General features: G+C 62.1%; 20 protein-coding genes. 9 read left to right on the top strand and 11 right to left on the bottom strand.

What is annotated here, in order from left to right; translation table 11 throughout:
* The coding region (locus B3H86_RS06925; RefSeq protein WP_292052300.1) for an outer membrane protein at positions 1–748 on the bottom strand (748 nt) is incomplete at its 3' end.
* Positions 749–948: 200 nt separating this feature from the next.
* On the opposite strand from B3H86_RS06925, the gene B3H86_RS06930 reads away from it, so the two are divergent.
* The 5 genes from B3H86_RS06930 (at position 949) to B3H86_RS06950 (ending at position 5947) form a co-directional block, all read left to right on the top strand.
* Positions 949–1854 (top strand): SDR family NAD(P)-dependent oxidoreductase, encoded by a 906-nt coding sequence (locus tag B3H86_RS06930; protein ID WP_292052302.1) that lies wholly within the window; start codon positions 949–951, stop codon positions 1852–1854.
* A gap of 134 nt (positions 1855–1988) precedes the next feature.
* A complete protein-coding gene (locus B3H86_RS06935) occupies positions 1989–2984 on the top strand; it encodes a KpsF/GutQ family sugar-phosphate isomerase (protein WP_292052303.1) in 996 nt (331 codons plus the stop codon).
* Positions 2984–4243 carry a glycosyltransferase family 4 protein gene (locus B3H86_RS06940; protein WP_292052305.1) on the top strand — a complete coding sequence of 420 codons (1260 nt, stop codon included), beginning with the start codon at positions 2984–2986 and terminating at the stop codon, positions 4241–4243. Before B3H86_RS06935 ends, B3H86_RS06940 begins: the two co-directional genes overlap by 1 nt.
* A 28-nt stretch (positions 4244–4271) precedes the next feature.
* Positions 4272–5399, top strand: coding sequence for a polysaccharide biosynthesis/export family protein (locus tag B3H86_RS06945; protein ID WP_292052307.1), 1128 nt, complete (start codon positions 4272–4274; stop codon positions 5397–5399).
* On the top strand, positions 5399–5947 hold the full coding sequence (locus tag B3H86_RS06950) for a hypothetical protein (protein WP_292052309.1): 549 nt from the start codon (positions 5399–5401) through the stop codon (positions 5945–5947). The genes B3H86_RS06945 and B3H86_RS06950 overlap by 1 nt, the downstream gene beginning before the upstream one ends.
* Here the strand turns inward: B3H86_RS06950 and B3H86_RS06955 are convergent.
* The 6 genes from B3H86_RS06955 to rpmH all read right to left on the bottom strand — a co-directional run bounded on the left by B3H86_RS06955 (position 5944) and on the right by rpmH (position 10645).
* Positions 5944–6936, bottom strand: a complete 993-nt coding sequence (locus B3H86_RS06955; protein WP_292052311.1) for an LLM class flavin-dependent oxidoreductase — start codon at positions 6934–6936, stop codon at positions 5944–5946. The two genes, B3H86_RS06950 and B3H86_RS06955, sit on opposite strands and share 4 nt — an antisense overlap.
* A 60-nt stretch (positions 6937–6996) precedes the next feature.
* The gene (locus tag B3H86_RS06960) at positions 6997–7512 is read right to left on the bottom strand and encodes a DUF3617 domain-containing protein (protein WP_292052313.1); all 516 of its coding nucleotides are present in this window, start codon (positions 7510–7512) and stop codon (positions 6997–6999) included.
* A 72-nt stretch (positions 7513–7584) separates the two neighbouring features.
* Positions 7585–8244 (bottom strand): ribosome biogenesis GTP-binding protein YihA/YsxC, encoded by a 660-nt coding sequence (yihA, locus tag B3H86_RS06965; RefSeq protein WP_292052315.1) that lies wholly within the window; start codon positions 8242–8244, stop codon positions 7585–7587.
* Positions 8245–8253: 9 nt separating this feature from the next.
* Positions 8254–10041 carry a membrane protein insertase YidC gene (gene yidC / locus B3H86_RS06970; protein ID WP_292052317.1) on the bottom strand — a complete coding sequence of 596 codons (1788 nt, stop codon included), beginning with the start codon at positions 10039–10041 and terminating at the stop codon, positions 8254–8256.
* A 5-nt stretch (positions 10042–10046) separates the two neighbouring features.
* Positions 10047–10475, bottom strand: a complete 429-nt coding sequence (gene rnpA / locus B3H86_RS06975) for a ribonuclease P protein component (RefSeq protein ID WP_312821230.1) — start codon at positions 10473–10475, stop codon at positions 10047–10049.
* Between the two features lie 35 nt (positions 10476–10510).
* Positions 10511–10645, bottom strand: coding sequence for a 50S ribosomal protein L34 (gene rpmH, locus B3H86_RS06980; RefSeq protein ID WP_003164000.1), 135 nt, complete (start codon positions 10643–10645; stop codon positions 10511–10513).
* Between the two features lie 173 nt (positions 10646–10818).
* On the opposite strand from rpmH, the gene B3H86_RS06985 reads away from it, so the two are divergent.
* From B3H86_RS06985 to B3H86_RS06995, 3 genes are read left to right on the top strand one after another with little or no spacing between them, the layout of a single operon-like run.
* Positions 10819–11559, top strand: a complete 741-nt coding sequence (locus tag B3H86_RS06985; RefSeq protein ID WP_292052319.1) for a TVP38/TMEM64 family protein — start codon at positions 10819–10821, stop codon at positions 11557–11559.
* Complete coding sequence (locus B3H86_RS06990) at positions 11556–13124, top strand: sensor histidine kinase (RefSeq protein WP_292052320.1); 1569 nt, start codon at positions 11556–11558, stop codon at positions 13122–13124. Before B3H86_RS06985 ends, B3H86_RS06990 begins: the two co-directional genes overlap by 4 nt.
* Complete coding sequence (locus B3H86_RS06995; RefSeq protein WP_292052321.1) at positions 13121–13564, top strand: cell wall hydrolase; 444 nt, start codon at positions 13121–13123, stop codon at positions 13562–13564. Before B3H86_RS06990 ends, B3H86_RS06995 begins: the two co-directional genes overlap by 4 nt.
* Here B3H86_RS06995 and B3H86_RS07000 read toward each other — a convergent pair whose 3' ends face one another.
* The 4 genes from B3H86_RS07000 to B3H86_RS07015 all read right to left on the bottom strand — a co-directional run bounded on the left by B3H86_RS07000 (position 13565) and on the right by B3H86_RS07015 (position 17313).
* On the bottom strand, positions 13565–13864 hold the full coding sequence (locus tag B3H86_RS07000) for a hypothetical protein (protein WP_292052323.1): 300 nt from the start codon (positions 13862–13864) through the stop codon (positions 13565–13567). It abuts the gene before it with no gap.
* 17 nt (positions 13865–13881) lie between these two features.
* Entirely contained in the window at positions 13882–14931 is a 1050-nt protein-coding gene (locus B3H86_RS07005) for a ribonucleotide-diphosphate reductase subunit beta (RefSeq protein WP_292052324.1), read from the bottom strand.
* 225 nt (positions 14932–15156) lie between these two features.
* On the bottom strand, positions 15157–16476 hold the full coding sequence (locus B3H86_RS07010) for an acetyl-CoA hydrolase/transferase family protein (RefSeq protein ID WP_292052325.1): 1320 nt from the start codon (positions 16474–16476) through the stop codon (positions 15157–15159).
* 99 nt (positions 16477–16575) lie between these two features.
* Positions 16576–17313: a phosphatase PAP2 family protein gene (locus B3H86_RS07015; protein WP_292052326.1), complete on the bottom strand. Its 738-nt coding sequence runs from the start codon at positions 17311–17313 to the stop codon at positions 16576–16578.
* 253 nt (positions 17314–17566) lie between these two features.
* On the opposite strand from B3H86_RS07015, the gene B3H86_RS07020 reads away from it, so the two are divergent.
* A complete protein-coding gene (locus B3H86_RS07020) occupies positions 17567–19453 on the top strand; it encodes a ribonucleoside-diphosphate reductase subunit alpha (RefSeq protein WP_292052327.1) in 1887 nt (628 codons plus the stop codon).
* Positions 19454–19636: the final 183 nt, after the last annotated feature.

Raw genomic sequence — 19636 nt, forward strand, 5'->3', positions numbered from 1 at the left:
GCGGCGGCGGCGGCGGCGGAGCGTCTTGAGCACCGAAGGCGTAACGCAGACCCAGGGTTACGGTGTGCGACTGGTCATAGTCGCCCGACCATTCACCGAATGCCGGCGTAACCGAAGCCGGAACCACCGAGTCCCAACGGGCGTCGCCCGTCAGATAGCGGTAGGTCAGGTCGATGTTGGCGCGGTCCGAGATGGCCCAAGCCAGACCGGCGATCGCTTGAGCAGCGAACTTGGTCGAGGTGTCGTCAGCAGCGAAAGCGCCGCCCGGAGCCTGACGCAGACGGCCGATGGTGTCGACGTTCACGCGGTTTGCACCAACGCCCAGACCCACGAACGGACGCAGATTCCAGTCTTCGTTGCCGAAGTCATAGATCACGTTGGCCATCAGGGTGGTCGAGGTGATGTCACCTTCCGGCGAGTGGCACGGGCCGGTAGCCGGGGTCAGGTTGCACAGGCCTTGCGGGCCGGTGACTGCACGAACGCGACCGATGTCACCCGAGCGGTAGCCGCCTTCGAGTTCCATACGCCAGTTCGGGTTGAAACGGTAACCGAGGCGGGCGAAAGCAGCCCAACCATCGTTGACTTCCCAGTTCCAGTTGTGACCGGTGGTCGACGATTCGGCATTGATGTCGTCGATGATGTGGTAACCCGCATCAATCGCGCCGTACCAGCCGTTAGGCTCGGCAGATGCGGCACCAGCCGCAAACAGCCCAGCAGCGGCGACACTGGCCAGAAGTTTCAGCTTCATGGTGTCCTCTCTCACTGAAGTTATGAGTCCGATGCCGATGCGTTCCCGCAAAAGCACTCCAGCAACGAACGGCATTGCAGCAAGCAGGTTCCTTGGAATAGCGTCGAATGTGACAAGTGTGGCGCCATTCCAACACATATTTCGCGGAACGGCCCATAAACCCGTTTTCAAATAACGAAGACTCTGAGGGAGGAAGCTGAATGGCTGATGCGTTCAAGGGCCAGGTGGCCATTGTTACCGGCGCCGGTGGCGGCCTGGGGCGTGAACACGCACTGGCCCTGGCGGCACGGGGGGCCAAGGTCGTGGTCAATGATCTGGGCGGTGCGCGCGATGGATCGGGCGCATCCCAGTCCGCGGCCGAGGCAGTGGTTGCCGAAATCGTGGCTGCCGGCGGCGAGGCCTTCGCCAATGCGGCATCGGTTACCGATTTTGACGCAGTGCAAAAAATGGTGGCCGAAACGATGGAGCGCTGGGGGCGGATCGACATTCTGGTGAACAATGCCGGCATCCTGCGCGACAAGAGCTTCGCCAAGATGGATCTGGACGATTTCCGTCTGGTGATGGACGTCCATCTGATGGGCGCGGTGAACTGCACCAAGGCCGTCTGGGACATCATGCGCGCCCAGAACTATGGCCGCATCGTGATGACGACGTCGTCTTCCGGCCTTTTCGGCAATTTCGGTCAGTCGAATTATGGCGCAGCTAAAATGGCGCTCGTCGGCCTGATGCAGACCCTGTCCATCGAGGGTGCAAAGAACGACATCCGCGTGAACTGCCTTGCGCCCACGGCCTATACCCGCATGACCGAGGACCTCGGCCTGCCACTCGATGCGCTGGAGGCCAAGCTGGTCACGCCGGGCCTGCTGCATCTGGTCAGCCGCGATGCGCCCAGCCGCTGCATACTGACCGCTGGCGGGGGCGGGTTCGAGCGTGCCTATATAACCCTGACCCAGGGTGACTTCATCACAGGGCCGGATGCCGCCGAGCAGGTGGCCGCCCGCTTCGACAAAATCTCCGACCGCGAGGGCGAGATCGTTCCCGACATGGGCGCTGCACAAGCCATGATTGAACTGGCCAAGGCGCAGAAGGCCCATACCGGCGGATAATTATAAAGTGATAGAGGCAGGGTTGAACCCTGCCTCTCTTGCATATTGCTTGAGCGAACGATTGTACCTCGACGCGAAAAGCGGTTAATCGGTCCCTTGTTAGCTCGCCCACGGGCTAAGGATTGCGCTTTATAATGACCCAGACCCCGCCTTCCCCCAGCGAAACACCTATTGCCGCCATGACCGCGCGCGCGCGCCACGTCATCCAGCTCAATATCGAGGCTCTGCAGGCGCTCGAACGCTCGCTGGACGAGTCGATCGCCCGCGCAAGCCAGATCATTCTGTCGCGTCCGGGTTATGTCGTCGTGACAGGGATGGGCAAGTCGGGGCACATCGGCGGCAAAATCGCCGCGACCCTCGCCTCGACCGGTACGAATGCCTTTTTCGTCCACCCGGCGGAAATGAGCCACGGCGATCTGGGCATGCTGCGCTCGGATGTGACGGTTCTGGCGATTTCGAACTCTGGCGAAAGCCGCGAACTGCGCGATCCGCTGATCTTCTGCCAACGCAACAATATTCCGGTCATCGGCATCACCCAACGACCGACCAGTTTTCTGGGCCGCCACTCCCAGGTTCTGCTGACCATGCCCAAGGTTGCAGAGGCCTGTCCCGAGGGCCTGGCACCTACCACCTCGACCCTGATGACACTGGCGCTGGGCGATGCTCTGGCGATGGTTCTGATGGAGCAGCGGGGCTTTACCCGTGAAGACTTCGGCATGCACCACCCCGGTGGGGCGCTGGGCATGAGCCTGCAAAGCGTGCGCGAATGGATGATGGACCACGCGGCTGCGCCGATGACGGTCACCGCCCAGACCCCGTTCACGGATGTGGTCTATGCCATCACCGAGGGCCGCAAGGGCACGGTCGCGGTCGTGAACGACGATGGCACCCTGGCCGGTATGATTACCGACGGTGACGTGCGCCGCGCCTTTGCCCGCGATATCCAGACCCTGACGGCGCAGGATATCATGAGCCGCTCGCCCATCACGGTCGATCCGAGCCAGCGCATGCGCGACGTTGTGGACCTGCTGACCGCCAACAAGATCTCCAGCCTGTTGGTTGTCGAGGACGACAAGCCGGTTGCGGTCATCCACATCGCCGAACTGATGCAGGCGGGTTACGTCTCCTGATGGTGCACACCATCCTGCTCGATGCCAGCCGGCTTCTGAGCCGGACAGAGCGGTCTGCGCCGACGGGTATCGACCGCGTATGTCTGGCCTATGCCGAGTGGCTGATCGCGCATCCGGTCTATCGGATGGTTCCGGTCCGCAGCCGCAAGGGCCAGCTGGCGCTGGTGGATGATGACTGGTTCCGCAAAAGGATCGCCGAACTGAGGCACCGCTGGAACGGCCTGGCCAGAGCCGAGGAGCGGCCACAGGACCGTGATCTGATCGCTGCCCTGTGCTCGGCCCGGCCCCCCTCACGATCTGTACTGACGCCGCTGCCCCTGGAAACGGCCCCCTCGAAGAAGCGCGCCACGCGCCAATTCTTCCGTGCCCGCCGCACGGGCGTTCCCTCGGCGCTCGCCTATCTGAATGTAGGCCACACCGGACTGGACGAGCCGGAACTGCTCCAGTCGGTCAAGGATCGCGGCATACCGCGCATCATTCTGGTGCACGACCTGATACCGGTGACCCACCCCGAATACTGCCGCGATGGTGACGACGCCAAGCATGCACGGCGTATGGAGCATGCCCTGACCCTGGGCAGCCATATCATCGCCAACAGCGCCTATACGGCCCGGGAAATCGACCGCTTTGCCAAGGCCAGATCGCTGGCGTGCCCTCCGGTTGATGTGGCCCATCTGGGTCTGGAAAGCCATCTCAAGGCTGTTGAGCCGCTAAAGACCCCGCGCCCGTATTTCGTGCATGTCGGCACCATCGAGGGCCGAAAGAATCTGGCCTTCCTGCTTACGGTCTGGCGTCATCTGGCCGAGAAGCATGGTGCCGATACGCCGGGCCTCGTCCTGATCGGACGATATGGCTGGGAAAACGAGGCGGTCCTTGATCTGCTCCACCGCAGCCCCGCCCTGCGCGGCCACGTCCATCAGGCCGAGGGCATGGCCGATGCCACGCTGGCGCGGATCATGCTGGGCGCGCAGGCGGTACTGGCGCCGTCCAGTGTCGAGGGCTTCGACCTGCCTGCCGTCGAAGCCAGCGCGATGGGTATTCCACTGATTGCGTCCGATATCGCGCCGCACAGGGAACTGACACCACAGGCCAGACTTATTGATCCCATCGATGGTCCCGGCTGGCTGCGCGCGATTGAACAATACACTCAAGCAAAGCCTGTTGCCGCCCAATATACCGCTCCGAGATGGGAACAGCATTTCTCCATCGTCGAGCAACGGATACTCAGCCCTCTGGCGACTTCTCGCCAAGAGATGTAAGTCTCAGGGAAACGGAATAGAGCCCACTATGACCAGAACTGCCGCAAGCCTGATGCTTCTTGCCCTTCTCGCAGGTTGTCAGACCTTGCCGCGCGACGGGCCGTCCGGCGCGGGCGTGGTGCAGGGAGCATCCACCGCCGAACAGACCCGCAGCTATGCGATTGTCGATCTGTCGTTCGAACTGAGCGAGCGCCTGCGCAATGCGCCGCCGCGCTCCTTTGCCGGTCTTGCCCTGGCCGACAGCAATGAACCGACTGATATCATCGGCATCGGTGACTCCCTTGCCGTCAGCATTCTGTCGCCGGGCTCGACCCTGTTCGCATCGGGTGACAACAACAGCGCCCTGCCGCCGCTGGTCGTAGACCGCAACGGGGCCATCTCCGTCCCCTATGCCGGCAGCATCAATGTTCAAGGCATGACCCCCGGTCAGGCCGCAACGGCCATCCGCCGCGCCCTGACCGGCAAGGTCGGCAATCCGCAGGTTGTCGTCAGCCAGGCGACGGCCGCTTCCAACTCCGTCACCGTCCTGGGCGATGTCCGCAGCCCCGGCCGTCAGGCGCTTAACGCCAACCACGACCGCCTGCTGGACATTATCGCCGCCGCCGGCGGCTCTTCGCGTTCGCCCTATGACGTCGATGTCGTGATCATGCGCGATGGCCAGACCTATTCGGCCCCGCTATCGGTGGTGACGACCAAGTTCGACGAGAACATCCGCCTGCAGCGCGGCGACCAGATCAATCTGACCTATCGCCCGCGTCGCTTCTCCTCCTTCGGCGCGTTCAATGCCGTGGCGCGCAGCGAGCTGCCGCCGGGCCCGCTGACCTTGACCGAGGCCCTCAGCGGTGTCGGCGGTCTGGATTCCAATCAGGCGAATGCCCGCTCGGTGCTGGTCTTCCGCTTCGAGCGTCCGGAAGTGGCTCAGGCCCTGGGCATTGCCCAACCGGTATCCTCACGCGGCGTGCCCGTGGTGTATCGCCTTAACCTGAACGAAGGTCAGGGCTTCTTTATCGCCAGCAATTTCCAGATCGAGCCGGACGATATCATCTATGCCCCGCGCGCCGGTGCCGCCGAAGCGCGTAAATTCTTCGAAGTCGTCCAGAGCCTGACCCGCGTCGTCTACGACGTGTCGGTAACCAATACCGCCCTGACGAACTGATGATCGTACTGGACCGCATTCGCAAGGCGCTGGGCTTCAGGCCCGCGTCCCTGCCCGCGGACCAGGAAGACCCCTTCGAAGACGAACTGCAGCTTCCCGACGGCCTGCCGGACCAGATTCATACGGTCGAACAGGCCGCTCTGGCCATCTATAGACGGCACAATCTACCGACGGATCCGGTCAGTTATCTGAAGCGCGGACCGGACGCGCCGTGGGAAGTCCTGCCCGCCGGACTGACGCCCGCCGACAAGTGGAACATGGTCAACGCCGCGCCCGCAGGCGCGGGCTGGCGCTTTGGCGATCGTTCGATATTGGGGCGTCAGAGCCCGCATGAGGAAGTGCGAAACGCCTCGACCCTGCTGGCCACCTGCGACCAGCTTCGCCGCAAGCTTTCGGGCGAAAGCCCCGTGACCGCACAGGACATCGCGGACGCCATGCTGCTGGGCACAGCGGCGGGCGTCTTGATGAGCGGGGCTTCCCAGGTCGCAACGGCCGAGCCACATGCCCCGCTCAGCTTCTATGCCGTGGAAGACGAGGCTGAAGATTAGGCCGTGAGGCCAACCGCCTGTGCCAGTTTTTCGACAGAGCGGATACGCGCAGCCGGATCCCAGATCTGGCTGGTGATCATCAGTTCGTCCGCGCCGGTACGCTCGACAAACCCGGCAATGGTCTGTCGCACCGTTTCGACCGATCCGACCGCAGCACAGGACAGGGCCGAATCCACAACGGCCTTGGAGGTGCCGTCCAGTTGCTCGTAATAGCCCGGTTGCGGAGGCGGCAGCTTGCCCGGCTTGTTCAGCCGCAGGTTCACAAAGGCCTGCTGGACCGAGGTGAACAGGTCACGCGCTTCGGCATCGGTGTCGGCCACAAAGGCATTGTAGCCCAGCATCAGATAGGGCTTTTCCAGATGCGCCGATGGGCGGAACGTCTTTCGATAGATGTCTGCGGCCCGCATCATTTCGCCGGGGGCGAAATGGCTGGCAAAGGCATAGGGCAGACCCAGATGGGCGGCCAGCTGCGCCCCATAGGTCGATGAACCCAGAATCCAGATTTTCACATCCTGCCCTTCACCCGGATAGGCGGCGATGCGCTGGCCGGCCTGAGCCGGTTCGAACCAGTGCATCAGCTCCATCACATCCTGCGGGAAGCTATCTACGTCTCCCTGGAGGGTGCGGCGCAGGGCCCGGGCCGTCGCATGGTCGGTGCCCGGCGCACGGCCAAGGCCAAGGTCGATCCGACCGGGATACAGGGCTGACAGGGTGCCGAACTGTTCGGCGATGACCAGAGGGGCATGGTTGGGCAGCATGACACCGCCCGCGCCGATACGAATGGATTTCGTGGCCGCAGCGACCGCGCCGATCACAACCGATGTCGCCGCACTGGCAATACCGGGCATGTTGTGGTGTTCAGCCAGCCAGTAGCGGGTGAAGCCCGCCGTTTCTGCGTGTGTCGCCAGCTCGACCGTATTTCTTAGCGCCTGACCAACGTCGGAGCCTTCGGGAACGGGAGCGAGATCAAGAATGGAATAGGCGGTCATCCTACCGATATGGTGACGCCGCACGACATCGCCATACCGGCAGGACAACCATTTTCAGTCTCAGCTACCGGCCGGGCAATCGCCGACGCGCTCTGCCGTCATGGTCATTTTGGTTTCTGCCATTTGCGGCATGGGTGCGGGGTCCATCTTGGTCGTAACCTCGGTGGTGTAGCGGCTGTTGAAATCGCCACTGACCCTGATGGTGCTCTCGGTCTTGATATTGCCCGGCATGGTGCATTGGGCCGAACCCACCATTGCGTCGCCCTGACGGGTGAAGGGCGTGCTGGTGCACTGTGCACCCTGCTGTTCAGCAGTTGCCGGAGCTTCCAGTTTCGATTCCTTGATGCAGACTTCCTGGGCAGGAATGGCTCCCGCGCCCGCTGCTGCCGCACCTTCAACCGCAGTCGTTACGCGCCAAAGACCCGGTTTGGGCCCTTCCAGCGAGGCCGCAGCGGCGTTCTTGTCGGCCGCATCCGGTGCCGCGGCATCGCCCTCGGCCTTGTTGCTGCCCGGGCTGCAGGCAGCAAAAGTCAGAGCCATGACCGAAGCCAGACCCGTCATTGCGATTTTTTTCATGATATTTTCCCTTCCCCAGCATGGAGAAACGGAAAACTCGCAAACCCAGCCCCGGTTCAACCTTGACTGGAATCAATCAAGAATTACACCCGTTGTACGCATGATTTCGGCGCGCAATTCGGGAATACCGATGCCCTTCTCCGAAGAGGTGATCGCCACATAGGGATAGGCGGCTGGACGCTTGGAGATGGCTTTGAGGGTCGCGGCCTGAACCTTTTCGGCCTCGCCCTTCTTCAGCTTGTCGGCCTTGGTCAGGACGATCTGATAGGACACCGCCGCCAGATCGAGCGCATCGAGCGCCTCGTCATCGACCTTCTTCAGACCGTGACGGCTGTCGATCAGCAGATAGACACGCTTCAGGGTCACCCGACCGCGCAGATAGTCGCGGCCGAGGTCCTGAAAGCGCTTGACCTCGGTCTTGGACGCCTTGGCCCAGCCATAGCCGGGAAGGTCGACCAGACGCATACGGTCGTCGAGGTTGAAGAAGTTCACCTCGCGGGTACGGCCCGGCTCGTTCGAGGCACGGGCCAGCTTGTGCATGCCCACAAGCCCGTTGATCAGGCTGGACTTGCCCACGTTCGAACGCCCCGCGAACGCGATCTCGGGGAGATCGGGTTCGGGAAGCTGTTCGATCTTGGCGCAGCCGAGCATGAAGGTGGCCTGACGCGAAAACAGGACGCGCGCGGCCTCGATCTCTTCGGCGGAATATTCGCCAGTCTTGGGTTCGTCCATCACGGTCGATCAGCCCTTTTTGAAGCGGGCGAAGAACGTGTCGATCGGGTTCTCGGCCTTGTATTTGTGCATGATGACGTACTGCTGCAGGATCGACAGGATGTTGTTCCATGCCCAGTAGATCAGCAGGCCGGCCGCGAACGGTGCCATGATGAAGGTGAACAGGATCGGCATCAGCGAGAAGATCTGGCGCTGGATCGGATCCTGTGCCGGCGGGTTCATCGACATCTGCAGCCACATGGTCAGACCATAGACCAGCGGCAGGACGCCGAGGTGCAGCGGTCCGCCCAGAATGCCGCCCAGCAGCGGAACGGCCGACGGGTCATACGGAATGGCGCCGAACAGGTTCCAGATGGTGGTCGGGTCCTTCGCCGACAGGTCCTTGATCCAGCCGAAGAAGGGCGCGTGGCGCATCTCGATGGTGACGAACAGCACCTTGTACAGGGCGTAGAAGACCGGAATCTGCACGAGGATCGGCAGACAGCCCGCCAGCGGATTGATCTTCTCGCGCTGGTACAGCGCCATCATTTCCTGCTGCTGCTTCTGCGGGTCCTTGCCGTGCTTCTTCTTGATCTCCTCCATCTTGGGCTGGAGCATGCGCATCTTCGACATCGAAGCGTACGACTTGTTGGCCAGCGGGAAGAGGACCAGCTTGACCACCACGGTCAGGGCCAGAATGGCCAGACCGAAGTTGCCCAGCAGGCCGAAGAAGAACTCCAGAACCTGGAAGATCGGACGGGTCAGGAACCAGAACATGCCCCAGTCGATCGCATAGACGAAGCGCGGCAGACCCAGCTGCTCTTCATACTGCTTCAGCACCTCGTTGCGCTTGACGCCCGCGAACAGTTGCTGGGTTTCGGTGATCTGCTTGCCCGGCGCGATGGTGTGCGCCGCGCCCAGCAGGTTTGCCTCGTGGATGTTCATTTCACCGACAGGACGCACGGTGAAACGGGCCGTAACCTTCTCGTCCTGAGCCGGGATCAGGGCCGCCAGCCAGTATTTGTCGGTGATGCCCATCCAGCCACCGGTCGAGTCTTCCTCGACCTTGGTCTTCTTGGCCCAGTCCTTGTATTTGATCTGTTCGGTCTTGAAGGACTTGCCTTCACCGAAAGTGCCGATGGCGCCTTCGTGCAGGATCATCTGCTTGCCCAGATCCGCCGGAATGCCCTGGCGCTCGACGCGCGAATACGGCGCGATCGTAATGGCGTTGGTGCCGAGGTTGGCAACCGTGTCCTTGACCGAGAACAGGTATTTGTCATCGACCGAGATCACGCGGGTGAAGCGCAGGCCGTTACCGTTGTCCCAGGTCAGTTCAACCGGCGTGGTCGGGGTCAGCTTGTCACCCTTTGACAGGGTCCAGACCGTGTTCGGGCCCGGAACGCCGCCCGGCACGTTCGCGCCGCGCCAGCCGAACTGGGCGAAATAGGCGTGCTCCATACCCTGCGGGCGGAACAGTTCGACGGGGGTCGGATCGTTCAGCTTCTCGCGGTACTGCGTCAGGAACAGATCATCGATACGACCGCCCAGCAGCGACAGCGAGCCCTTGACCGTGTCGCTCTCGATCGGCACGCGGCCAGCGCCCGTCAGGGCAGTGGCGCGGTCCTTGAATACATTGACGGTGCCGGTGAGGGTCGGGTCGGCATCGGTCGTTGCCTCCTGCGACAGTTCAGCAGCGGCAATACGTGCAGCACGCTGTTGCTCGGCCTGGGGCCGCATCACGGTGAAATAGTAGATGCCCATAATCAGGGCCGCGCACACAAAGAAGATAAGTGTGTTGCGCGAGTTCTCGTTCTGCATCGGGATCAGCGGTCCTGGCCGGAGAGGCGCGGTTGATCGTTAGGGGTCGCACCGGAGCGCCCATCCTTAAGCACGGATGGATCGGCACGCATCTTGGTCAGCCTTGTAAGGGCCGATTTCACGTCGTCAAGCAATCGCTCCCAGTCACGCTCTGCCGTGCCCATGCGCGCAATCAGCACATAGTCGCAGCCGGACTGGCCATATTCGGGCAAAATCAGGCGCGCAGCCTCGCGCAGGCGGCGTTTGGCGCGGTTACGCACCACCGATCCGCCGACCTTGCGGGTCGCGGTAAAGCCGACGCGAATGGCATCATCACCATCGGCGCGGTCGAGCATTTGTATGACCACGGCGCCTCTCGCCTGAGAAACGCCTTTGGCGGCCGCCAGAAACTGGGGCCGCCGCAATAGGCGATCGATTTTCATCGTATCGGTCATGCGCCCTCCCATATAGGGTTGATGGGCGCGTGACTTTAGGCCGTCAGGCGCTTGCGGCCTTTAGCGCGACGACGCGCAACGATTTTTTGACCGTTCTTGGTGGCCATCCGCGAACGGAAGCCGTGACGGCGCTTGCGCACGAGACGCGACGGCTGGTAGGTCCGCTTCACGGTCGACTCCGGGTTTCTGGGGTTAAGCGATGAACACGATCGTTCACCGCAGAAGAGAGGCGGGCGTATAAATCGACGCCGCGGCGGAGTCAACGGCACCGCCACCCAACTTCGTCCGTTAAAAGCCAGATTCGTTCAGGTTTTTCATAACACCGTCATTCGGAGCCACAGGTTTGCACCGCTTCGCCCGCTTCATACCCCTGCTTCTCATGGCTGCGGCGGCGACCCTGATTTTCGCCACGGGATGGAACCGGTATCTGTCGCTGGACACCTTGCGGGACCACGGCGCTGTGCTGAACGGATGGACGCAACAGCATTATTGGCTGGTTCTGGCCGGATTAATGGTGATTTTTGCCGTTCTGACGGCCAGCGTCGTCCCCGGCGTAGTGTTTGTGACCGTAACGGCCGGCTATCTGTTCGGCCCGTGGGTCGGCGGCATCGCGACGGCCTTTGCCGCCACGGTCGGGGCCTTGGCAGTGTATTATGCGGGCCGCACGGCACTTGGCGAATCGTTGAGACGCAAGGCTGCGTCCGACCAAGGTCTGCTGAAGAAAATTTGCGATGGCGTCGAGAAAAACACCTTCAGCTATGTGCTGACGGCCCGATTGATCGTCTCGGTGCCCTTCCACATGATCAATGTGGCTGCGGGGATCATGTCTGCCCCCCTGCGTCCCTATGTACTGGCGACCTTTATCGGACTTTTACCTGCCCACATCATATATTGCTGGATCGGTAGCGGTTTGCAGGAAGTCCTGATCAATGATCCGAACCCCGACATCCAGTCGCTATTCAGGCAATTTATGTGGCCGCTGATCGGCGTAGGCTTTTTGTCTATGGTATTGCCGATGGGTCTAAAGCTGATCAAAGCGCGTTATGGACGCTCACCGGAAGATCCTGCGGGGGACGGCCAGTGACGGGTCTTGAACGCAAAACCGGAACGTCTGTGCTGAAAACCAACACGCCCCTGACAAAGATGAGCGAGGCCCTCAAGGCCCGTCTTGGCTCGGGCGAGCGCATCCGGCCACACGGGCCAGACGGATTGACCGCCCGACTGATGATGCTGACGGTTGCCTTCACCCTTCTGGTGGCGGGCATGATCCTTGTCCCCAGCGCCTCGTCCTTCCAGGAGCGGTGGCTCAGGGATCGTCTGCAAGCCGCAGAACTGGCATCTGTCGGCGTGGAGGCCCTGCCCTACTCCGCCGTTCAGGACAGCACGGCCGAGCAGCTTTTGACCATTGGCGGCGTTCAGTCCGTCGTTGTCGGCGAACAGGGTGTACGCCGCCTTCTGTTGCAGGCCCCCAACCTGCCGCGCACGCCCGACCTCATCGATCTGCGCAACCGCAGCACCGGCTCCAAACTGATCGATCCGTGGCGCACCCTGTTCGGCCACCCCGACCGGTCCCTGCGGGTGCAGGCCACGCCCCGCTATCGCTCCGGCGAGCTGATCGAGATTCTGGCACCGGCCCAGCCGCTCAAACTGGAATTGCGCACCTTCATCCTGAACAATCTCATGGTGTCGGTCGTCATTGCACTGGTTGCGGGCGGCTTGCTCTGGCTGGGCCTGTCCTTCCTCGTGCTGCAGCCCCTGCGCCGCGTGACCCGTTCGATCGAACGCTTCGCCGCCGATCCGGAAGGGATCGTGGACACGCCTTCCGATCGTCACGACGAGATTGGCCGCGTAGAGCGCGAACTGGCCCGTATGCAGGAAGAGGTGCAACAATCCCTGCGGGCGCGCGCCCGTCTGGTCGCACTGGGCGAGGCGGTGGCCAAGATCAATCACGACCTGCGCAATATGCTGACCTCGGCGCAGATCGCCTCCGAACGCCTGTCGTCCTCATCTGACCCGCTGGTGGCCAAGGCTCTGCCCAGGCTCGAACGCGCGCTGGGGCGCGCCGCAGGTCTGGCGCGCAATGTGCTGGAGTACGGGAAGTCCGAAGAGCCTGCGCCCGAACGGCGGCGCCTGCTTCTGGCCCGCGCTGTGGCGGCGGCTGCCGAGGATGCCGGCCTGTCGGACGAAGGTGTGCGGCTGGTGGCCAATCTCCCCTCGCGCTTCGTCGTAACGGCTGACCCCGATCAACTGCACCGCATCTTCGTGAACCTGATGCGCAATGCGCGGCAAGCCATCGAAACCGTGCAGGATGACCGTCATGGACAGATCACCATCAGCGCCCGCGAAGACGACGGTTTCGCCGTCATCCACATTCGCGACAATGGTCCGGGCATTCCCGAACGTCTGGCCGGACGCCTGTTCGAGCCTTTTGTTTCCGGCTCCAAATCTGATGGCACAGGTCTGGGCCTGACGATTTCGCAGGAACTGGCCGCCAACCACGGCGGTCAGGTCCGGCTTGTTGAAACCGGTCCAGAGGGGGCCGCGTTTGAATTGCGACTGCCACAGATAGGTGCGCGCACCTATTCTGATACCACCGAGCTAACCGCCGCCGCAGAAGCGGCAGAACTGACCGAAGGTGAACGCCTATGAAATACACCCTGACAGCACTGGCCGGCGCTGCCGCCCTCGCCATGATGGCCCCCGTGGTCTCGGCACAGACGCCCCCCGCGCAAAGCGATCCTGTCGCCGACGCCATGCGCGCGCGCGGCGAGGCCTATCGCCGGGGTTCCGACGAAGTGCAGGACCCCGAGGAGATGCGCACCACTTCGGCCCTCAATGCCGAGATTCTGGAACAGAATGATCTGGCCGAGCTTCAGGACCGCGCCAACCAGCGCGCCCATGCCAAGGCACAGGCCGAGTATCAGGAAGAATTGGACCTGATGGAGATGGAGACCCGCCGCATCGAGCAGGAGGCGGCGGCCCGCGAGGCTGCATACAAGGCCGAGCTGGCGGCCTATGAGCGCGCCCAGGCAGACTGGCGGGCCTGTGTCGGTGGCGACAAGACCCGCTGCGCCACCACACCGCAGTAATCAGGACGCTTTGACTGCGGAACAGGTTTCAAAAATGGCTTCAAAACGGGCCAGGGCATCCGTCCTGGCCCGTTCGATTTGAACCAACCAGTCTTCAGGCCTGTCGATAGCCAAGTGACCGGTTTCGATCACTTGGCGCCTTCTGGCTTCCAGACGTTCCTGAGCTGATTTTGCTTCGAGAAGAGCACGTTCCATCTCGCTCAAATCGCTCTTAGAAACCCTCGCAGAGATGGCTGCTAGAGCCAGCTCTGCTTCTTTTATGTCCATCATCGTGCGTCGGGTACTTTCAGTATCGGGCATGAACCCATCCCGATGGATTATTCCGCGCTCGCCTGTTCCTGACGCTTCTTCATCAGGGCATCGAAGCTGTCCCAGACACCATCGGCGCCGTGCCACGAGCCCTGGGTCGCGGCCTTGGAATATTCGGTCGCGCGGGCTTCGAAGAAGTTGGCGTGTTCGACACCCGACAGAAGCGCCTGCAGCCACGGCAGCGGGTTTTCCGTCACCCCGTAAACCTCCGGCAGGTTCAGCTGGCGCAGGCGCCAGTCGGCGATGAAGCGGATATATTGTTTGATGTCGTGCGGCGTCATGCCGTTCACCGGACCCATCTCGAACGCCAGGTCGATGAATTTGTCCTCCATCTCGATAACCGTCTTGCAGTTGTCGACGATGTCGTCGGCCACGGCCTTAGTGACGGCACCGGTTTCCTTGTTGAAGGCGTGGTACAGCTTGATGATGCCTTCGCAGTGCAGGCTTTCGTCGCGCACCGACCACGAGACGATCTGGCCCATGCCCTTCATCTTGTTCTGGCGCGGGAAGTTCATCAGCATGGCGAAGGACGCGAACAGCTGCAGCCCTTCGGAGAAGCCACCGAACATCGCCAGGGTGCGGCAGATGTCGGCATCGGTCTCGACCCCGAACTGGCCCATGTAGTCGTGCTTGTCCTTCATGGCCTCGTATTCCATGAAGGCGCCGAACTCGCTCTCGGGCATGCCGATGGTTTCGAGCAGCAGGGCATAGGCGGCGATGTGGATGGTTTCCATGTTGGCGAAGGCCGCCAGCATCATCTTCACCTCGGTCGGTTTGAACACGCGACCGTAGCGTTCCATGTAGTTGTCCTGGACCTCGATGTCCGCCTGGGTGAAGAAGCGGAAGATCTGGGTCAGCAGGTTGCGCTCGTTGTCATCCAGCTTGGCCGCCCAGTCCTTGACGTCCTCGCCCAGCGGCACTTCCTCTGGCATCCAGTGGACCTGCTGCTGCTTCTTCCACATGTCGAAGGCCCACGGATAGCGGAAGGGCTTGTAGGCGGCCGACGGGGTCAGCAGACCGGGTGTGCCGGGCTGGATGATCGAGGAATGGGCATTCATCGCGTGGTCCTGACAAGGAACTGTAGGGTGGGATTCGTTGTCCCTACCATGCGTCCAATAGCCCCTGCTCCGCAACCCGCCTGACGGTCTATTTTGCGATCAAATTTCTAGCCACCACAACATATAGGGTCTTTAGACGATTCAACTGTGGGGTGTGCTGGGGACAAAAAAGCCCGCCGCTGCCAGGCACGGCGGGCTAGGCCTTAAAAGGCGGAACAACGGGCTCTAGATCAGACCCAGAGCCTTGGCGTCCGCTTCAAGTCCCTCACGGAAATCGGGGGCGGCAATGCTGATCAGGGCGCGGGCGCGCTCGCCGTCGGTCAGACCGCGCAGATTGACCGCGCCATGCTCGGTCACGACCCACTGCACATCATTGCGCGGCGTCGTCACCGGACCGTCCAGACGCGCCACGATGCGAGACACAGTTCCCTTGGCCGCGGTCGAGTGGCAGGCGATGATCGACTTGCCGCCCCTTGAGCGCGAAGCGCCCCGCACGAAGTCCAGCTGGCCACCCGAGGCCGTAAACTGACGCCCGTTGAGGAATTCAGAGCAGCAGGCACCGAACAGATCGATCTGCAGCGTCGCATTCACCGACACAACATTGTCGTTCTGGCTGATCACCGCCGGGTCGTTCACATACTCGACACCATAGGACTCAAAGTCCGGGTTGTTGTGCATGAAGTCATAGTCCGCCTGGGTGCCCATAGCGAAGGTCAGGACCGACTTGCCCTTATGGATGGTCTTACGGCTGTTGTTGATCACACCGTCCTTGATCAGCTTGATCAGGCCGGGCGTCATCAGTTCGGTGTGGACGCCCAGATCCTTGTGATTCTTCAGCGCATCACAAACGGCATCCGGCAGCGCACCGATGCCCATTTGCAGGCACGAGCCATCGGCGATCATATCCGCGATAATACCGCCGATAATCTCGTCTTGCGGAAGGCCGGGGGCCTTGCCCGCCTCGATGACCGGCACATTGTTCTCGACGATGGCGGCCACTTCGGAGATGTGGACGCGGTTGTCACCGGCCAGGCGCGGGAAGTTCTCGTTCACCTCCAGAATCAGGCGGGCGCCCGAGCGGGCCACAGCCACCGAATAGTCCGCATTGATGCCAAACGAGAAATAGCCGTCCTCATCCATCGCCGACACGGTCGTTACCAGTGTGTCCACCTTGACCTGATTGACCAGAACATCGGGAGCCTGCTGGAAGCCCGACGGGATGAACCACACCGCCTGACGGCCCTCCTCGCGGCCGCGTTTATCCAGCGCACGCTCGATGGCACCGTGGAACAGGCTGTAGGGACGCAGGCGGTCGGTCAGTTCATAGCGCAGCACCGTCTCGCCCGCCGTCTTGGTGGACAGCAGATAATAGATGTTCACATCGGCCACATCACCGGCCTCGGCGCGGGCAGCCAGTGCCGCCAGAAGCGCCGGCGGCTGTGACACCCCAAGACCCATCGCCACTTTCGCACCCGAAGGAATAAGGGCAGCGGCCTCGGGGGCCGTGGTCAGACGCTTGGAATATTCAGCCGCATAATCAGTCATTGGGGTGCCTCTCAGAGAAGAGCCCGATACGGGCTCTCCGGTGCGCATAGAGGCAAATTGGTACTCGGTAGCAGGGCGGGTGACTTTTTAGACCTTGGTCTATGGCTCGTCCTGCAGGCGCGACATGTGGACGCGCTGGCGGCGTTCAACCGCGTAGGCGAACATCCAGAGCAGCACCGCCCAGAAGGCGCCGATACCCCATCCCGCCAGAACATCCGTGGCCCAGTGAGCGGCCAGATAGACGCGGGTAATACCGATCAGGAACACAACCACCACCGCCCATGCCACGGCATAGGCCTTCATACGGGCGCGCGGAAAAGCCCGCGTCAGCATCACGCCGATCGTCAGATAGAATACGGTCGCCAATAGCGCGTGACCGGACGGGAAACTGGCGTTCAGCGTCTCCACCGCCTGATATTCAACCGGCGGGCGCGGGCGGTCGAACACCGCCTTCAACCCTTCGGACAAGACCACACCGCCCGCCAGCCCGACGGCCAGCAACAGGGCCGACAGCTTCTTGCCATGCACCAGCAGGAAGAAGCCAAAGATCATCGCGAAAACGATCAGCACCGATATGCCGCCCAGCGCGGTGATATCGATGGCCGCCTCATGCAGCCACCACGGTCCGCGCATACGCGCAGGTTCATCCGCATAGGGATGCAGCCACATCAGCACAGACCAGTCGAAAGATTGTTTGTCACCACTGGCGACCCCGTCGGCGATACCCGCGAACACGGCCAGTCCGACCGCACCGAGGAGCAGCGGGGCCACAAGTCCGATTTCGGCTCTGGCCACGCGAAGGACACGGGCGGCGAAGGCAATGGGATGCGCAGTCATACGGCGTCAACGGCTCCGTTACGCGTTGTGTTCCGTCCCGTTTCGGGACGATTCCCGATTAATTGCGACAAAACCGTGGCATAGGTTTCGTGTTCTGGAAAGCCCGTTCAACCGCAGCCTATGGCAAGCGAAAAATTTCGGAAAATCGAAATTAAAAGATTTGAACTCGGCCCGGTCTTAACCCAAGATTTAGGTGTAAATGGTGTTGTCCCCACAACATCTGGCGTTATCCACAGGTTGACGGGTTGTAGCGATGGCAGGCGGCGAAGCTCTACAGACGACGGATTATCCGGCAGTTTCAACAGGTTTGAAGGCTTTCAAGCCCCGACTTGAATTGGTCGCTGGCGGCCTGAAACTGGACCGCAGCCGTGACGATCTGTTGACGGATTTCGGCAAGAAGACCCTTGAGGACCGTTATCTCCTCCCGGGGGAATCCTATCAGGACATGTTCGCCCGCGTGGCGACCGCCTTTGCCGACGACGCCGACCACGCCCAGCGCGTCTACGACTATATGTCCAAACTGTGGTTCATGCCCGCCACGCCGGTCCTGTCGAACGGTGGCGCGGATCGCGGCCTGCCCATCTCCTGCTTCCTGAACGCGGTGAACGACAGCCTGGACGGCATCCAGAACGTCTGGAACGAGAACGTCCAGCTGGCCTCCAACGGCGGCGGCATCGGCACCTACTGGGGCGGGGTCCGCTCCATCGGCGAACAGGTCAAGGGCGCGGGCCAGACCTCGGGCATCATCCCCTTCATCCGCGTGATGGACTCGCTGACGCTGGCCATTTCGCAGGGCTCGCTGCGTCGCGGCTCGGCGGCTGTCTATCTGGATGTGCACCACCCCGAGATCGAAGAATTCCTCGAAATCCGCAAGCCGTCGGGTGACTTCAACCGCAAGTCGCTGAACCTGCACCACGGCATCAACATCACCGACGAGTTCATGGAGGCGGTCCGCGACGGCAAGTCGTTCGACCTGCGCTCGCCCAAGAACAACGAGGTCCGCAAGACCGTCGATGCCCGCGCCCTGTGGACCAAGATCCTCGAGATCCGCATGCAGACGGGCGAGCCGTACCTGATCTTCTCGGACACGGTGAACCGCCAGTTGGCCAAGCACCAGCAGGAGCTGGGCCTCAAGGTCAAACAATCGAACCTGTGCGCCGAAATCATGCTGGCCACCGGCAAGGACCACCTCGGCAAGGAGCGCACCGCCGTGTGCTGCCTGTCGTCGGTCAATGCCGAGACCTTCCTTGAATGGCGCGAGGAGCCGCGCTTCGTCGAAGACGTGATGCGCTTCCTCGACAACGTCCTTCAGGACTTCATCGACCGCGCCCCGTCGTCGATGTCGCAAGCCGTTTATTCGGCCATGCGCGAGCGTTCGGTGGGTCTGGGCCTGATGGGCTTCCACTCCTTCCTGCAGTCGCAGGGCGTGGCGTTCGAGTCGGCTATGGCCAAGTCGTGGAACATGCGCCTGTTCAAACATCTGCGCCGCGAGGCCGACAAAGCGTCCAAATTGCTGGCCGAGGAAAAGGGCCCCTGCCCCGACGCGGCCGATCGCGGTGTGATGGAGCGTTTCTCGCACAAGATGGCGATTGCCCCGACCGCCTCGATCTCGATCATCTGCGGTGGCACCTCTGCGGGTATCGAGCCGATCCCGGCCAACATCTATACCCACAAGACCCTGTCCGGCTCGTTCGCGGTCAAGAACCCGTATCTGGAGCGCCTGCTCGAGGAGAAGGGCCAGAACACCGACGCCGTCTGGAGTTCGATCCTCGAGCACGAAGGCTCGGTCCAGCACCTCGACTTCATGTCGGACGACGAGAAGGGCATCTACAAGACCGCCTTCGAACTGGACCAACGCTGGCTGATCGAACTGGCCGCCGACCGCGCGCCCGAAATCTGCCAGGCTCAGTCGCTGAACCTGTTCGTGCCGGGTGACGTCAACAAGTGGGACCTGCACATGCTGCACTGGTCGGCGTGGGAACGCGGCGTGAAGTCGCTGTACTACCTGCGCTCCAAGTCGGTCCAGCGCGCCGCCTTCGCCGGCGCCGCCGACAAGGAAGAAGCAGAGATCGATCCGAACCAACCGGACCTCTTCTCTGCCGCCCGCACCGACTACGACGAGTGCCTGGCCTGCCAGTAAGGCTTTCGCCCGATATCTGACCGATGACGCCGTCCGGGAACCTCCTCTCGGGCGGCGTCGTTCGTTTGACATGGGCCCATCAATGGGCGACCGTCGATATGCGCAAGGTTGGGAGGCTTTGATGCGAGGCGTGCTGTACACAAAGGGCGAAAGACATGCGGGAGGGGCCACGCCCGCTTCGCC

Origin of the sequence: Brevundimonas sp. UBA5866 (assembly GCF_002432125.1) — a bacterium.
Classification (GTDB): Bacteria; Pseudomonadota; Alphaproteobacteria; order Caulobacterales; family Caulobacteraceae; genus Brevundimonas.

Bases quoted from the DNA above. Each gene is read 5' to 3' on its own strand.
- B3H86_RS06930 (WP_292052302.1), top strand. From the start codon at position 949: ATGGCTGATGCGTTCAAGGGCCAGGTGGCCATTGTTACCGGCGCCGGT.
- B3H86_RS06935 (WP_292052303.1), top strand. From the start codon at position 1,989: ATGACCCAGACCCCGCCTTCCCCCAGCGAAACACCTATTGCCGCCATG.
- B3H86_RS06940 (WP_292052305.1), top strand. From the start codon at position 2,984: ATGGTGCACACCATCCTGCTCGATGCCAGCCGGCTTCTGAGCCGGACA.
- B3H86_RS06945 (WP_292052307.1), top strand. From the start codon at position 4,272: ATGACCAGAACTGCCGCAAGCCTGATGCTTCTTGCCCTTCTCGCAGGT.
- B3H86_RS06950 (WP_292052309.1), top strand. From the start codon at position 5,399: ATGATCGTACTGGACCGCATTCGCAAGGCGCTGGGCTTCAGGCCCGCG.
- B3H86_RS06955 (WP_292052311.1), bottom strand. From the start codon at position 6,936: ATGACCGCCTATTCCATTCTTGATCTCGCTCCCGTTCCCGAAGGCTCC.
- B3H86_RS06960 (WP_292052313.1), bottom strand. From the start codon at position 7,512: ATGAAAAAAATCGCAATGACGGGTCTGGCTTCGGTCATGGCTCTGACT.
- yihA (WP_292052315.1), bottom strand. From the start codon at position 8,244: ATGGACGAACCCAAGACTGGCGAATATTCCGCCGAAGAGATCGAGGCC.
- yidC (WP_292052317.1), bottom strand. From the start codon at position 10,041: ATGCAGAACGAGAACTCGCGCAACACACTTATCTTCTTTGTGTGCGCG.
- rnpA (WP_312821230.1), bottom strand. From the start codon at position 10,475: ATGACCGATACGATGAAAATCGATCGCCTATTGCGGCGGCCCCAGTTT.
- B3H86_RS06995 (WP_292052321.1), top strand. From the start codon at position 13,121: ATGAAATACACCCTGACAGCACTGGCCGGCGCTGCCGCCCTCGCCATG.
- B3H86_RS07000 (WP_292052323.1), bottom strand. From the start codon at position 13,864: ATGCCCGATACTGAAAGTACCCGACGCACGATGATGGACATAAAAGAA.
- B3H86_RS07005 (WP_292052324.1), bottom strand. From the start codon at position 14,931: ATGAATGCCCATTCCTCGATCATCCAGCCCGGCACACCCGGTCTGCTG.
- B3H86_RS07010 (WP_292052325.1), bottom strand. From the start codon at position 16,476: ATGACTGATTATGCGGCTGAATATTCCAAGCGTCTGACCACGGCCCCC.
- B3H86_RS07015 (WP_292052326.1), bottom strand. From the start codon at position 17,313: ATGACTGCGCATCCCATTGCCTTCGCCGCCCGTGTCCTTCGCGTGGCC.
- B3H86_RS07020 (WP_292052327.1), top strand. From the start codon at position 17,567: ATGGCAGGCGGCGAAGCTCTACAGACGACGGATTATCCGGCAGTTTCA.